Source organism: Sulfurimonas sp., from assembly GCF_016744025.1.
Lineage (GTDB): Bacteria > Campylobacterota > Campylobacteria > Campylobacterales > Sulfurimonadaceae > Sulfurimonas.
In genome coordinates this window covers 1-13577 of record NZ_JADGFC010000033.1, presented here as the reverse complement: position 1 = coordinate 13577, position 13577 = coordinate 1, and the positions used below count along the sequence as shown (strand labels likewise).

Sequence of the window (13577 nt, the reverse complement as noted above, 5' to 3'; positions counted from 1 at the left end):
TGAGATAATGGTTTTACTTTTGCTTTTGGCTTATTTAGTTTTGCTTGTTTTACAGGCTTTTTTGGTTCGTACTTTACTGGGTCTTTAAGAATTTTTTTAAGCTGAGAACCTTTTGGCATCGGAGGAGCAATAGTCTCTTGTTCTATTTTCTTTTTTGAATCTCCAGATTTTTTATATTTTTTTGGCATCTCTTTTAGTGATACTTTCATCTTGTTTTCTTTAGGTGCTTGGGGCTTTTTTAGCTCTGGAGTAAGACTTCCAAGTAACCAAAATAGCAATAAGAATAGCATATGAATAAGCAGTGCAACAAATAAGGAAAAAGAAGATCTATTCAAGTTTATCCATTTTTTTAAATTTGGAGGATTATAACTAATCTATATTAACGCTTCTACCTTTTGTTTAGTTATAATTACAAAAAAATAATTAAGGTCTTTAAATGAGCACAGAAGCATCGTCAAAAGCATTTGAACAAGCACAAAGTTTAATCCCAGGTGGAGTTAACTCTCCAGTTAGAGCATTCTCAAGCGTTGGTGGAACACCACTGTTTATTACTGAGGGCAATGGCGCTTATTTAACTGATGTTGATGGCAACAAATATGTTGATTTTGTGCAGAGTTGGGGACCACTTATCTTTGGACACAGAGATGAAAGTATAGAAGCAGCTGTAATAGATGCAGTAAAGCATGGACTTAGTTTTGGTGCACCAACTCAAGCTGAAACAGATTTAGCAAAGCTTGTTGTATCTATGTTTGACTCTATTGATAAGATTAGATTTGTAAGTAGTGGAACAGAAGCAGTTATGAGTGCTATTCGTCTTGCTCGTGGTTTTACTGGACGTGATGATATCGTTAAGTTTACAGGTTGTTACCATGGTCATAGTGATTGTCTTTTAGTTGAAGCAGGAAGTGGTGCAGTAACTTTTGGAAATCCAAGCTCACCAGGTGTTCCAGCTGACTTTACTAAACATACTTTACTAGCTACGTACAATGATATACAAAGTGTAAAAAAATGTTTTGCTGACTCTAACGATATCGCTTGTATTATAATTGAGCCAATCGCTGGAAATATGGGTCTTGTTCCAGCAGACAAAGAGTTCTTAGCGCAGCTTAGAAAGATTTGTGATGAAAATGGGGCTCTACTTATTTTTGATGAAGTAATGAGTGGCTTTAGAGCATCTATAAATGGTGCTGAGTCTATCACAGGCACTAAACCAGATATTCTTACTCTTGGTAAGGTTATTGGTGGTGGTATGCCAGTTGGTGCATTTGGTGCAAGATCTGAGATAATGGCTAAACTTTCACCTGAAGGTCCAGTATATCAAGCAGGTACACTAAGTGGAAATCCAGTTGCTATGGCAGCGGGACTTGCAGCACTAAGTAAACTAAAGAAAAATGCAGCTGTTATGAATGTTCTAAATGCTCGTGCATCTAGACTTGTTCAAGGCATGAAAGAAGCAGCAAGTGAGTGTGGAGTTACAATGCAGATAGATACAAGAGGAAGCATGTTTGGTTTCTTCTTTAACGCCTCACCTGTTAAAAACTTTGCAGATGCTTGTAACTCAGATGCTGAGTTTTTTGCAAAATTTCATTCTGGAATGATTAAAGAAGGTTTTTACTTCGCATGTTCACTATATGAAACTGGATTTATCTCAACTGCTACAACTGATGAGATGATAGAAGATACTATCAAAGCTAGTGCAAAAGTACTTAAAGAGATTACAAATGCCTAATGATGAAGCTAAGATAGAAGAAAAAGAAGAACGTAAACCTAGAATAAAACCAATCATTGAAGCGGCTGATGGTCTTTCTCTTGGCATCTCTATAGTTGTTGCTGTTATTATGGGTGTAGGTATTGGTTATTTAGTTCGTAGTCTGACAGGAATAGGGTGGTTATTTTGGGTTGGTGTTGCTATAGGTATAGCTGCAGCAATTTTAAATGTCTATAAGGCTTATTCAAAACAGTATAAAGTTTATGAAGACTTAGCAAAAGAACCTAGATATGCTATTAAAAAGAAACTTCAAGAAGAGGCAGATGCAGAAGAAGAAGATGATGAGGATTATGGTGAAACAAAGTATTAAACTTATCGCTATTTCAGAACTTCTGATTATTGCAACTTCACTTTTTTCATTTAGTTTTTTTATAAACTTACAGGTTGCATTTTTAAGTAGCTTGTTTGTTATTCTAGGTTCTTCATATGCTTATAGTAAGATGGTTGATACTCAGATAGCATCTGATATGATTAATGAGGATAGAGATATTCTTGATGAAATTGAAGATCCTCATGAATTATATGAAGAAGACTCTATTAACTACGCTCCTGTTGAAGACTTAGATTTAAAAGCAATAGTAAAAGAAGAGAAGAAAAAAATAAAAACTTTTAGTCTGAGTAGTATGAAACATGGTGCTAAAGGTGCTTCATCACTATTTAGACTTATTCCATATGTCTTTTTAGTTTTAGGTTTTATTGCACTCAAAAACAATGAACTATTAGATATTGCTATTTATTTGCCGTCTTTATTTGTAGGGATTGTTATAGGTTCTGTGAGTTCTAAAGAGCTATTTTCTGCAAAGAAATATCTTTTTAGAAGATGATTATTAAGAAGTAATCATTGGAATATTAATAGTTATCTTCTTTTGTATATCTATGTAGAAGTTAGTGTTAGATGCAATAGCTTCTAGTTCGTCAACTTTTCTTTGATTAAGATTTTGTGCTTGTACTTCAATAGAAAATATACTATATTTTTTACTTTCAAACTTTATATGTTCTCCAACTCTATAAAATATTTTTGTGTTTATCGTTTCATTACCTTCAAAACAAGCATAAATCTTATTTAATAGTTTTATAAACTGATTAACATTGATAATAATTTCTGGGATAGTTGGGTCAAATTCTTTTGTGTATTTAATATTAGAACTAATAGAATTTGTGGATATACAAAGGTCTACAAGTGTATATATATCTGTTAGTTCACCAATAGGTTTAGGATTGTTTAGTTTAAATGATGGAGACTGATAGAGTTTGACTCCTATTTCATCTTCATTTTCATAACCAACTGTAAGAGCGAAAAACTTGTATCTACCAAACTCTAACTCTAAAAAAGTTGTTTTAAAACCAAAAGAGACATAGGCATAGGTTGTAGTAAGTTTAAATAATTCACTTGTAGAAGCAGCTCCTAAAAGAAACTGTGCTTCAGCGTTTAGTGATAAAATCTTTCCATTTGAACTAAAGAGAATGAAAGGGTTGTAGTCATACTCTAACCATTGTTGTTCAAAAGTCATAGACTATTCCTCTATATAACTTTTGAGTTTTCTACCTACTTTAGGATGTTTAAGTTTCTTAATAGCACTTGATTCGATTTGACGAACACGTTCACGAGTAACGCTAAGTTCTCTTCCAATCTCTTCTAAAGTTCTATCACTCTCATCATCCATAATTCCAAAACGAAGTTTTATAACAGCTTTTTCTCTTTCATTTAACTGCTCTAAAACACCTTCTATTTGAACTCTAAGGTCATCTTTTAGTATAGCGTCTGCAGGAGAGATTGATGATTTATCTTCAATGAAGTCACCAAATCTACCATCATCTTCATTACCAATAGGTGCTTCAAGAGAGATAGGTTCTTTTGTAATCTTAATTACATTTTTAACTTTCTCAACAGATAAGCCTACTTCTGCTGCAATCTTATCTACATCTGGCTCTTTACCATGTTCTTGAAGATGTTTACGCATAATCTTATTAATACGGTTAATAGTTTCAATCATATGAATTGGAATACGGATAGTTCTCGCTTGGTCAGCAATAGCACGAGAAATTGCTTGACGAATCCACCAAGTAGCATATGTAGAAAATTTATAACCTTTTTGGTACTCAAACTTATCAACAGCTTTCATCAGTCCAATATTACCTTCTTGAATAAGGTCAAGGAATGGTAATCCACGGTTTGTATATCTCTTAGCAATTGAAACAACTAGTCTAAGGTTAGACTTTGCCATCTTAGTCTTAGAAATTTCAGAAATATTTTTGCCACGTTTAATTTGTTCTAAAATATCAAGAAGCTTTTCAGGTTCCATATCGAAGCTATTTTTTGAAGCTTCTTTAGTTTGAACAAGTTTCTTGATTTCCATATATGTACTAACCATAGTAGCTTCTGGAACCATACCAGAGATATCTTCTTTTGTTAGTTCACAAATTTTTTCTACTAAAACTTTGTGGTTTGCTTTTAGGGTTGCGTTAAAAAGTGGTAATTTATACTCAAGTCTTTTAAGTTCTTTATCGTAACCATCATCACTCTTAAGTGCAGTTTCCATAGCTTTAACAAGTTCATTGATAAGTTTAGAAGTTGGTCCAAGGTCTAAAAGTTTTTCTTTCAAAACAGATTTTTTGAAAGTTACACCTAAAAAGTATTGAACTATTTCTTCTGTGATTTCACCATCTAGATTTTCAGGTACTTTTTCACTTAGTTTTAACCACTCTTTTTTGGCTTTTTCAAGTGCTTTAAAGCTAAGAGTTACTTTTTCTACTCTAGTCTTGTCTTTAGCTGTAAGTGTTTTAGTTTCAACTATGGCTACAGCTTCTGTTTCTGTAGTTTCAGCATCGTCTGTTTCTTCTTTTTCATCTTCAAAACTTTTGAAAAGTTCTTTAACTCTTCTTTCACGGTTTATTAGAGGTTCTCTATAATCAAGGATAAATCTAATTAGATAAGGCACAGAACAGATAGCATCTATAATAATACTTTCTCCACCTTCTATTTTTTTAGAAATTTCAATCTCTTCTTCTTTAGTTAGAAGAGGAATTTGCCCCATTTCACGAAGATACATACGAACTGGAGAATCAGAACGAGACCACTCAAGAAGTTCATGCTCTTTTAATATATCAAAACTATCTGATTCATTATTAGCAAGCATCTTTCTTTGCGCGTCTCTTCTAGCTTCAGCTTCTTTATCATTTAGATTTTTAGCATGCTCACTCGCCGTATAAAGGCATATTTTATGCTTTATCATAAGCTTATGAATATTTTTGGCTTGTGCTGTTGTTGGTTGTTTATCAAAAAGGTCAATTAGAGATTCATAAGTTCCACAATCTTTTGATTTGTGTTCTGTAAAATATGAGTCTATAGCTTTGTTAAGTTCTTTTGCTGTCATATTTAAATATGCCTTAATGTTTAAGATTTTTTAAAGAGTGGATTATACCGAGATTGTTTTAAGTAGGCCTTAAATTTATACAATTTCTTTTTTGGAACACACTTTGCTTTTGCTAGAACAGATATGCGAAATAAAGGGATTTTATGCAAAGCGGATATTACAGTTCAGCGGCTGGTATGGTTACTCAGTTTAACCGTTTAGATACCATAGCTAATAATCTTGCAAATGTTAATACGGTCGGATTTAAAGAAGATAACCTTGTCATTGGTGATTTTCAGCGTCTTTATAAAGAAGCAAGAGATGAGTTACCTAATGCAAATCATTCAGAAGATGGTGCACAGTTTTTAAACCGTGCAATGACAAAAGCTCCTCAAGTTGTAGACTCTTACACTGACTTTACTGTAGGTAATATGCAACAAACAAATAATGATATGGATTTTGCACTTTCAAGAGAAGGTCTATTTTTCTTAGTTAAGACTCCTCAGGGTGTTAGATTGACTAGAGATGGTTCTTTCTCAAAAGATGATGAGGGAAAACTTGTTACTAAAAATGGTTATGAAGTCTTACCAAATGATTATTTTGAATCTGGTGGAAATATTTCATTTAGTGATGATGAGAACATCATTAAAGTTGATAAAAGTGGACAAGTCTATACTAATATACCAAACAGTGCAAAGCTATTACAAGGCTCGCATCTATTTATTGTTCAACCTGATAATGCCGCATTACTTAAAAAAGAGGGTGACAACCTTTATAAGTATGAAGGTAATACTGATTTAAAACCTTTAAACTCGACTGAAGCAGTTATGCAAGGTTTTGTTGAAAAAAGTAATGTAAACGCTGTAAAAATGATGACACAGATGATAGAAACAAATCGTTTAGTTGGAATGTATCAAAAAGCTATGGATACACAGATGAATGATATGAACCGTGACGCGATAGAAAAACTAGCTAAAAGAGCTTAGAAATTTTAAGGAATTAGATTATGATGCAATCACTTTATACTGCCTCTACCGGAATGTTAGGGATGCAGACACAGATAGATACAACAGCCAATAATATTGCCAATGTTAATACTATTGGTTTTAAAAAATCTCGTGCAGAATTTGCTGACCTAATGTATAAAGTTATGTCTTATGCAGGAACTGCTACTAGTGATATGACTAAGAGTCCTACAGGTATAGAAGTAGGTCTTGGATCTCGTCCTACAGCAATTAGTAAGATATTCTCAGAAGGAAGTCTTAAGCAAACAGACAATCAACTTGATATGGCTATTACTGGTAAAGGTTTTTTCAAACTAGAACTTCCAGATGGAACAGAAGTTTATAGTAGAAATGGTGCTTATAAAATTGATGATAATGGTAGTGTTGTAAATAGTGATGGTTATAAACTTATTCCTGAAGTAGTTATTCCGCCAGATGCTACTAATATTAGTATTGGTACTGATGGTACAGTTACAGTTGTTCAGCCAGGGCAAACTCAAGCAACACAGATTGGGCAACTTTCCCTTACAAACTTTATTAATCCTGCTGGATTACACTCTCGTGGGGATAACCTTTATATAGAGACAGATAGTTCTGGACAACCAGTAGAAGGAACTCCAGGAATTGATGGTCTTGGTGTTCTTAGACAGGGTTTTGTTGAGCTTAGTAATGTTGAACTTGTAGTTGAGCTTACAGATCTTATTACAGGACAACGTGCTTATGACTCTAACTCAAAAGTAATCACGACCAGTGATGAAATGCTACAAACTACAAATAACCTCAAAAGATAGTAACCCTTCTGCTTAAGTATTGGTTTCTTCCAATACTTGAATTTAACTTCTTAATTTATTCACCATATAACTATCTTTTAGTATTTTAGATATAATAATTTAATATATGTAAATGTTCTCTAAAAGGGGTTGTTATGAAATCTGTTTCTATAAAAATGAAGATGCTAATTATAATTATATCTACTGTTATAGCTGTGTCTGTTGCAATTATTTTGCAATCAATAAATACAATAAATGAAATGACTGAGCAAAGTGTTTCTAAATATAAACAAGAAGCTTATAAAAATAAAGAGATAGAACTTAAGAACTATGTTAGTGTTGCTGTTAAGTCTCTCGAGTCATATTATGCTAGAACCTCTAAAGAAAAAATTAAAAAAGAAGTTGAAGCTGAGTTAAAAGAGCAAACTAACTTTTTATTTAGCATCCTTAATCATGCTTATGAAGAAAATAGAAAAAGTATGTCTAAGTCAGAGCTACAAAAACATCTAATGAATGTGGTTGCATCTGCTAGATATGGAGATAATGGTTACTTCTGGATAAATGATAAAACACCAGTAATGATAATGCATCCTATTAAACCAGCTCTAGACGGTAAAGATTTATCAAAATTTAAAGACCCAAATGGTGTTTATCTTTTTAATGAAATGGTAAAAGCAGTAAAATCAAATGGTGAAGGTGAGGTTGACTATTCTTGGGCTAAACCGGGGTTTGATGATCCACAGCCGAAAGTGTCATACGTTAAAATATTTAAGCCTTATGGCTGGATAATAGGTACAGGAGCTTATGTATCTGACGTAACATCTAAAATGAAACAAGAAGCATTAAAAACAATCGCACAAATGCGTTTTGGAGAAAGTGGATACTTTTGGATAAATGATACCTCTCCTAAAATGATAATGCATCCAGTTAAACCATCCCTTGATGGTAAAGATCTCTCAAATGCAAAAGATCCAAATGGTGTTTTTCTTTTTAATGAAATGGCAAAAATTGCAAAAGACAAGGGAGAAGGTAAGGTTAACTATAGTTGGTCAAAACCAGGTTCAGATAAACCTGTTCCTAAAATGTCATATGTTATGCTCTTTAAAGAGTGGGGATGGATTGTTGGTACTGGAGAGTATATTGACAACATCGAAGCAAATATACAGCAAATGCGTGATGATGCAGCCCAAACAATTGTAAGCTCCACAACACAAATAGTGTTAGTTTCAATGCTCTTAGTATTTATAATAACTCTAATTGTAAGTTATATTGCAGGTAAGATAATTGTTCAACCTATTAGAAATATTCTTGAAGTTACTGAGGATTTAGCATTAGGAGATGGAGACTTAACAAAAAGAGTTATCGTTGATAGTAAAGATGAAATACGCGATGTTGCAAATAATATAAATATCTTCATTCAAAAAGTTCATGAGAGTGTAGATGGAGCTAAAAAATCAAGTTTTGAGAATTCATCTGTTTCAAATGAGTTATCATCTACTGCATTACAAGTTGGAACAAATGTTGAAAAGTCAGTACAAATCGTAAATGAAACTACTGAGCATGCAACTAAAACACATACTCAAATACAGATAGCAATCGAAGATGCCAATAAGTCTAAGCACGAAATGCTAGAAGCTAATAAGATGTTAAATGGTGCAAGAGATGAAATTGTAACACTAACATCAAAGGTTCAAAGTAGTGTTGAGTCTGAGATGGAATTAGCACAAAAGATAGAAGAGCTATCTAAAGATACAGAACAGGTTAAAAATGTACTTACTGTTATCTCAGATATTGCTGAGCAAACAAACTTACTAGCTCTAAATGCTGCGATAGAAGCCGCACGAGCAGGAGAACATGGTCGTGGTTTTGCTGTTGTTGCTGATGAAGTGAAAAAACTTGCAGAGAGAACACAAAAGTCACTATCAGAGATTAATGCGACTATTAACATAATAGTTCAAGCGACTGACTCTGCAAGTGAAGAGATGGGTAAAAGTTCTAAAGAGATGCAAGAGCTTTCAAATATTGCTAGTGAGGTTGAGAGTAAAATAGAATTAACAACTGATATAGTTAATAAAGCTACAGATGCAAGTGATAAATCTGTGCAAGACTTTGAAGATACTGGTAAGCAGATAGATTTTATTGTTAAAGGTGTTGAAGAGATAAATGTTATATCCTTAGAAAATGCAAGAAGCGTAGAAGAGATAGCTAGTGCTGCTGAGCATCTAAATAGTATGACGGATGATTTATCTACTAAACTAGAGCAATTTAAAACATAAAAAAGGAACTTTATCATGGTGTTTGGCATACTTCATTACACTTTAATTATTTTAATAATTTTGCTTATACTTAGCATATATTATAATATTAAGCAAAAACGAGTCGCTAAGCAGCGTGAGGGAAAAGATCTTATTCTCATCAAAAAAGCTTATTTTGACACTATTACTGATCTTCCAAATAGAAATAATATAGATATAATCATAGCTGAACAGATAGCTAGAGCATTTAGACATAAAAAAACTTTTTTATTAGCTACTGTAAAAATACTTAACTATTATGAAGTTAACTTAAGGTCAAAAAAACGAGCTCAAGCCCTTATCAAGGGCTCTAGTGATAGGTTACTTAGTTCTATTCGTAATGAGGATACTCTTTCTCGTATCTCAGATAATGGTTTTGTAATTGTATTTAATGAGTATTTAGAAGAAGAAAACTCAAATGTAATTTTTCAAAGAATAAAGAGTGTTTTTGATGAAAAGTTTGAAGATGACAAGGGTAGTGTAGAGATAAAAATTGGGATAGGAAAAAGTATTTATCCTGATGATTCTATAGAGCCTGATGGCTTGATTAACGATGCTATACGCAAAGCTTTAAACTAATACCAATCTCACTTTGGATATAATCGCAAAAATATTTAAAAATATATCTAGGATTTTATATGCAAAAAGCAAATATTGATGGAAAAGTTTGGACTTTTGGAAAAGATATCGATACAGATTTAATTATCGCCGCTCGTTACCTTAACACATCGGTTCCAGAGGAACTTGCTAAACATGTTATGGAAGATGCTGATCCAGAATTCAGAAATAATATGAGTGTTGGTGATGTAATAGTTGCTGGTGAAAATTTTGGTTGTGGTAGTTCAAGAGAACATGCTCCAATTGCTCTAAAAGCCGCAGGTGTTGCTGCAATCATAGCTCCAACTTTTGCAAGAATTTTTTACAGAAATGCATTTAATATGGGACTTCCTATATTCGAACTTCCAGAGAGTGCAGAGATCACTGAAGGTGACGAAATTAGTGTTGATATGAATGCTGGTACTATCACAAATAAAACTACAAACAAGTCTTATAACTTCATCCCGATTCCAGAATTTATGCAAGAACTTATAGATGCAGGTGGTTTAATGAACTTTGCACAGAACGAAATTAAAGGTAAATAATGAATAAATATAAAATAGCACTGATTAAAGGTGATGGAATAGGTCCAGAGATAGTAGATGAAGCAGTTAAAGTACTAGATGCTGTTGCTTCATGTTGTGATCTTCACTTTGACTATGAAGAAGCTTTAATGGGTGGTTGTGCTTATGATATTACAGGCGATCCACTTCCTCAAGAAACTATAACTACTTCACTTAACTCAGATGCTGTACTTTTTGGAGCTATTGGTGGAGAAAAGTGGGATAATTTACCTCGTGAAAAAAGACCAGAAAGTGGACTTTTAAGATTTCGTAAAGAACTTGGTGTTTATGCAAACTTACGTCCTGCAGTAGTTTATGATGAACTAATTAATGCATCTTCACTTAAGCCTGAAATCATTAAAGGCGTTGACATAATGGTAGTTCGTGAGCTTATTGGTGGCATCTATTTTGGTGAACCTAAAGGCCGTACTGAAGATAAAGGCTGGAATACTATGGTTTATACACGTTCTGAAATAGTTCGTATAGCTCACCATGCATTCAAAATAGCACAAAAAAGAGATAAAAGAGTTTGCTCTATTGATAAGGCAAATGTTTTAGATGTTTCTCAACTTTGGAGAGATGTTGTTACTGAAGTTTCTGCTGAGTATCCTGATGTAGAACTTTCACATATGTATGTTGATAACGCTGCAATGCAACTTGTACTAAATCCAAAACAGTTTGATGTAATGCTTACTGGAAATATTTTTGGTGATATTTTAAGTGATGAAGCTTCTATGCTTTGTGGCTCAATTGGTCTTTTACCATCAGCATCTATAGGTGATAAAATAGGTGTTTATGAGCCTATTCATGGCTCAGCTCCAGATATCGCAGGTCAAGGTATAGCAAACCCTATTGCAACAATTTCTTCTGCATCTATGATGCTTAGATATGCTCTTGGTGAAAATGAAGCTGCTGATAAAATTGACAATGCAATCAAAAAAGCACTTAGTAAGGGTTATAGAACACAAGATTTAGCACAATTTGATGCTAAAGAAGTATGTTCAACTAGCGAAATTGGTTCTATTATCGCTAACTATATCGCAAGATAGAAATAAAAAGTTTATATGCAAACTCTGACACTAGCAAATATTTATGAACTACAAGGGCTCAAAGAAGAGGCCTTGGAAATATACAAAGAAATTTTAAAAAAAGACCCTTCAAGCAGTGACGCAAAAATTGCTGTTAAAAGGCTCTCCGGTATGAGAAAAAAGTTTCCAAATGTAAATACTCAAATGAAAGAGTTTTTTATAAAAATGGAAGCAGATGTAGAGTTTAACGAGTTTGAAAGGTGGTTATTAAAGTCATGGAATTAAAAGATGTAATACTATCAACTTTAGCAGAGATGGAAGATAATGAAACTACAAAGAAAGTTCTAAATAGTTCAATAAAACCAAAAAAAATAATACAAACACAAATAAATGAGCTAAAGCAAGAACCTTCAAAGCCAAGACCTTTGATAAAAGAAAATAGAATTGTTGAAGAAGAAAATTCTTCTTCTGTAGATGGTGAGATTTTATTCTTAAACTCTTTAAGAGAGAGACTTCTTGTTCTATTTGAAGGTTTTCAAGCACCAAACAATACAAATATAGAAGCAAAATTAGATATGACTCTAAATTTTTTAGAGTACGCCTTAGCAACAATAGATGTTAGAGCAGAAAAGTTAGAAAAAGGAAAAGGCAAGTGAGTCAATATAGAGTTCTAATAGATGCAAATGATGAAAAAGGTTTAGTTCATAAAGTATCAACAGTTTTTTTTAATAATGATTTAAACATACTATCAAATAGTGAATTTGTTGATAAAGAAAATAATAAATTTTTCATGAGAAGTGTTGTTGATGGAGATATAGACTTAGATAAATTAGAAGAAGCTCTAAAGGCAGTTCTTCCTAAAACTGCTGGAATCAAACTAGTTCAACCTAAAAAGAAAAACATAATAATTATGGCAACTAAAGAGCTTCATGCTCTTGGTGATATACTTATTCGTCATGAAGCTGGTGAATTAGATGCAAATATTTTAGCTGTAATATCTAACTATGATGAGCTTGAGTCTTTAGTAACTAGATTTGATATTCCTTTTGTTACAGTTTCTCATGAAGGATGTGAGCGTATTGAGCATGAACAAAAGATTATAGAGTGTATTGATGGCTTTAAAGATGTTGATTACATTGTTTTAGCTAAATATATGCGTATTTTAACTCCTAGGTTTGTAGAGACTTACGAAGATAAGATTATAAATATCCATCACTCTTTTTTACCAGCATTTATTGGAGCTAATCCTTATAAACAAGCTTATAACAGAGGAGTTAAGATTATTGGTGCAACAGCACATTTTGTAAATAATAATCTTGATGAAGGTCCAATCATAGCTCAAGAAGTTATACATGTTGATCACGCTTATAGTTGGAAAGATATGCAGCGTTCTGGTAGAGATGTAGAAAAAGTTGTTTTATCAAGTGCGCTAAAACTTGCTCTTGAAGACAGAATTTTCGTATATGCAAATAAAACGGTTATATTCTAGTGTTTAATCTAGTTTTAGTAAATCCACAAATACCAAATAATACAGGTGCAATAGGGCGCTTATGCGTAAATGCAGGTTGTGCACTACATATTATTAAACCCATTGGTTTTGACATAGATGAAAAAGCTGTTCGTAGAGCAGGGCTTGATTATTGGGAAAAGTTAGATTTACATGTTTGGGAAAGTATAGAAGAGTTTTTCCAAAAAAATGAAATCAATGATAATGCTCACTTTGCTACAACAAAAACAGATAGACCATATTTTGATGCTGAGTTTAAAGATGGTGACTTTATATTCTTTGGTAGTGAAACAGCTGGTATCCCAGAAGAGATTTTAAATGCTCATAAAGAAAAAAATATAACTATACCAATGACAAAGGATGGCAGAAGCCTGAATTTGGCTATAAGTACAGGGATAGTTTTATACGATGCTATAAGACAAAATTACAGTCGTTTTAAGGAGATATAGTGAATCCTATTGTTGATGGAATTATGGTTTTTCTTTTTATTTTGTTTATGGTGTTTGTTTTTGGTGGTTATCATAAGAACAAATCTGCACAAAGAGAAGCAGGCTTCAAAAGAGACGAAGAACAAAACAAAAAAAACAAAGAGAGTAAGTCTTAAAAAACTTTACTTGCCCATATCTGTATAGAATTCTCAAATCTTTCAAATAAACTTTCAGCATTTTTAATAATCATAGACATCACATATCC

16 protein-coding genes and 1 pseudogene are annotated in these 13577 nt (G+C 32.8%); 14 read left to right on the top strand and 3 right to left on the bottom strand.

Annotated elements, in window-relative coordinates:
• Positions 1-290: pseudogene (locus QZZ48_RS06740) on the bottom strand (hypothetical protein); the annotation flags it as partial.
• A gap of 146 nt (positions 291-436) precedes the next feature.
• On the opposite strand from QZZ48_RS06740, the gene hemL reads away from it, so the two are divergent.
• The 3 genes from hemL to QZZ48_RS06725 are packed head-to-tail and all read left to right on the top strand — an operon-like array spanning position 437 to position 2592.
• Positions 437-1729 carry a glutamate-1-semialdehyde 2,1-aminomutase gene (hemL, locus tag QZZ48_RS06735; protein WP_294963469.1) on the top strand — a complete coding sequence of 431 codons (1293 nt, stop codon included), beginning with the start codon at positions 437-439 and terminating at the stop codon, positions 1727-1729.
• Positions 1722-2078: an AtpZ/AtpI family protein gene (locus QZZ48_RS06730; RefSeq protein WP_294963466.1), complete on the top strand. Its 357-nt coding sequence runs from the start codon at positions 1722-1724 to the stop codon at positions 2076-2078. Before hemL ends, QZZ48_RS06730 begins: the two co-directional genes overlap by 8 nt.
• A complete protein-coding gene (locus tag QZZ48_RS06725; protein ID WP_294963463.1) occupies positions 2062-2592 on the top strand; it encodes a hypothetical protein in 531 nt (176 codons plus the stop codon). Before QZZ48_RS06730 ends, QZZ48_RS06725 begins: the two co-directional genes overlap by 17 nt.
• Before the next feature lie 3 nt (positions 2593-2595).
• On the opposite strand, the gene QZZ48_RS06720 is transcribed toward QZZ48_RS06725, so the two are convergent.
• Positions 2596-3279, bottom strand: a complete 684-nt coding sequence (locus tag QZZ48_RS06720; RefSeq protein WP_294963461.1) for a hypothetical protein — start codon at positions 3277-3279, stop codon at positions 2596-2598.
• A gap of 3 nt (positions 3280-3282) precedes the next feature.
• The gene (gene rpoD, locus QZZ48_RS06715) at positions 3283-5142 is read right to left on the bottom strand and encodes an RNA polymerase sigma factor RpoD (protein WP_294963458.1); all 1860 of its coding nucleotides are present in this window, start codon (positions 5140-5142) and stop codon (positions 3283-3285) included.
• A 143-nt stretch (positions 5143-5285) separates the two neighbouring features.
• On the opposite strand from rpoD, the gene QZZ48_RS06710 reads away from it, so the two are divergent.
• The 11 genes from QZZ48_RS06710 to QZZ48_RS06660 all read left to right on the top strand — a co-directional run bounded on the left by QZZ48_RS06710 (position 5286) and on the right by QZZ48_RS06660 (position 13488).
• Positions 5286-6107 carry a flagellar hook-basal body protein gene (locus QZZ48_RS06710; RefSeq protein ID WP_294963455.1) on the top strand — a complete coding sequence of 274 codons (822 nt, stop codon included), beginning with the start codon at positions 5286-5288 and terminating at the stop codon, positions 6105-6107.
• Between the two features lie 20 nt (positions 6108-6127).
• Positions 6128-6916 carry a flagellar basal-body rod protein FlgG gene (gene flgG, locus QZZ48_RS06705; RefSeq protein ID WP_294963452.1) on the top strand — a complete coding sequence of 263 codons (789 nt, stop codon included), beginning with the start codon at positions 6128-6130 and terminating at the stop codon, positions 6914-6916.
• Between the two features lie 134 nt (positions 6917-7050).
• Positions 7051-9171 carry a methyl-accepting chemotaxis protein gene (locus tag QZZ48_RS06700; RefSeq protein ID WP_294963449.1) on the top strand — a complete coding sequence of 707 codons (2121 nt, stop codon included), beginning with the start codon at positions 7051-7053 and terminating at the stop codon, positions 9169-9171.
• 15 nt (positions 9172-9186) lie between these two features.
• Entirely contained in the window at positions 9187-9768 is a 582-nt protein-coding gene (locus QZZ48_RS06695) for a diguanylate cyclase (protein WP_294963446.1), read from the top strand.
• Between the two features lie 59 nt (positions 9769-9827).
• Complete coding sequence (locus QZZ48_RS06690; protein ID WP_294963443.1) at positions 9828-10331, top strand: 3-isopropylmalate dehydratase small subunit; 504 nt, start codon at positions 9828-9830, stop codon at positions 10329-10331.
• Positions 10331-11398 carry a 3-isopropylmalate dehydrogenase gene (gene leuB, locus QZZ48_RS06685; protein ID WP_294963440.1) on the top strand — a complete coding sequence of 356 codons (1068 nt, stop codon included), beginning with the start codon at positions 10331-10333 and terminating at the stop codon, positions 11396-11398. Before QZZ48_RS06690 ends, leuB begins: the two co-directional genes overlap by 1 nt.
• 15 nt (positions 11399-11413) lie before the next feature.
• The gene (locus QZZ48_RS06680) at positions 11414-11662 is read left to right on the top strand and encodes a tetratricopeptide repeat protein (RefSeq protein WP_294963437.1); all 249 of its coding nucleotides are present in this window, start codon (positions 11414-11416) and stop codon (positions 11660-11662) included.
• On the top strand, positions 11653-12033 hold the full coding sequence (locus tag QZZ48_RS06675) for a hypothetical protein (RefSeq protein ID WP_294963434.1): 381 nt from the start codon (positions 11653-11655) through the stop codon (positions 12031-12033). The genes QZZ48_RS06680 and QZZ48_RS06675 overlap by 10 nt, the downstream gene beginning before the upstream one ends.
• Positions 12030-12866, top strand: a complete 837-nt coding sequence (gene purU / locus QZZ48_RS06670) for a formyltetrahydrofolate deformylase (protein ID WP_294963431.1) — start codon at positions 12030-12032, stop codon at positions 12864-12866. Before QZZ48_RS06675 ends, purU begins: the two co-directional genes overlap by 4 nt.
• A complete protein-coding gene (locus QZZ48_RS06665) occupies positions 12866-13333 on the top strand; it encodes a tRNA (cytidine(34)-2'-O)-methyltransferase (protein WP_294963428.1) in 468 nt (155 codons plus the stop codon). The genes purU and QZZ48_RS06665 overlap by 1 nt, the downstream gene beginning before the upstream one ends.
• Positions 13333-13488 (top strand): hypothetical protein, encoded by a 156-nt coding sequence (locus QZZ48_RS06660; RefSeq protein WP_294963425.1) that lies wholly within the window; start codon positions 13333-13335, stop codon positions 13486-13488. Before QZZ48_RS06665 ends, QZZ48_RS06660 begins: the two co-directional genes overlap by 1 nt.
• The last annotated feature ends 89 nt before the right edge of the window (positions 13489-13577 follow it).

Bases quoted from the DNA above. Each gene is read 5' to 3' on its own strand.
- hemL (WP_294963469.1), top strand. From the start codon at position 437: ATGAGCACAGAAGCATCGTCAAAAGCATTTGAACAAGCACAAAGTTTA.
- QZZ48_RS06730 (WP_294963466.1), top strand. From the start codon at position 1,722: ATGCCTAATGATGAAGCTAAGATAGAAGAAAAAGAAGAACGTAAACCT.
- QZZ48_RS06720 (WP_294963461.1), bottom strand. From the start codon at position 3,279: ATGACTTTTGAACAACAATGGTTAGAGTATGACTACAACCCTTTCATT.
- rpoD (WP_294963458.1), bottom strand. From the start codon at position 5,142: ATGACAGCAAAAGAACTTAACAAAGCTATAGACTCATATTTTACAGAA.
- QZZ48_RS06710 (WP_294963455.1), top strand. From the start codon at position 5,286: ATGCAAAGCGGATATTACAGTTCAGCGGCTGGTATGGTTACTCAGTTT.
- flgG (WP_294963452.1), top strand. From the start codon at position 6,128: ATGATGCAATCACTTTATACTGCCTCTACCGGAATGTTAGGGATGCAG.
- QZZ48_RS06700 (WP_294963449.1), top strand. From the start codon at position 7,051: ATGAAATCTGTTTCTATAAAAATGAAGATGCTAATTATAATTATATCT.
- QZZ48_RS06695 (WP_294963446.1), top strand. From the start codon at position 9,187: ATGGTGTTTGGCATACTTCATTACACTTTAATTATTTTAATAATTTTG.
- QZZ48_RS06690 (WP_294963443.1), top strand. From the start codon at position 9,828: ATGCAAAAAGCAAATATTGATGGAAAAGTTTGGACTTTTGGAAAAGAT.
- leuB (WP_294963440.1), top strand. From the start codon at position 10,331: ATGAATAAATATAAAATAGCACTGATTAAAGGTGATGGAATAGGTCCA.
- QZZ48_RS06680 (WP_294963437.1), top strand. From the start codon at position 11,414: ATGCAAACTCTGACACTAGCAAATATTTATGAACTACAAGGGCTCAAA.
- QZZ48_RS06675 (WP_294963434.1), top strand. From the start codon at position 11,653: ATGGAATTAAAAGATGTAATACTATCAACTTTAGCAGAGATGGAAGAT.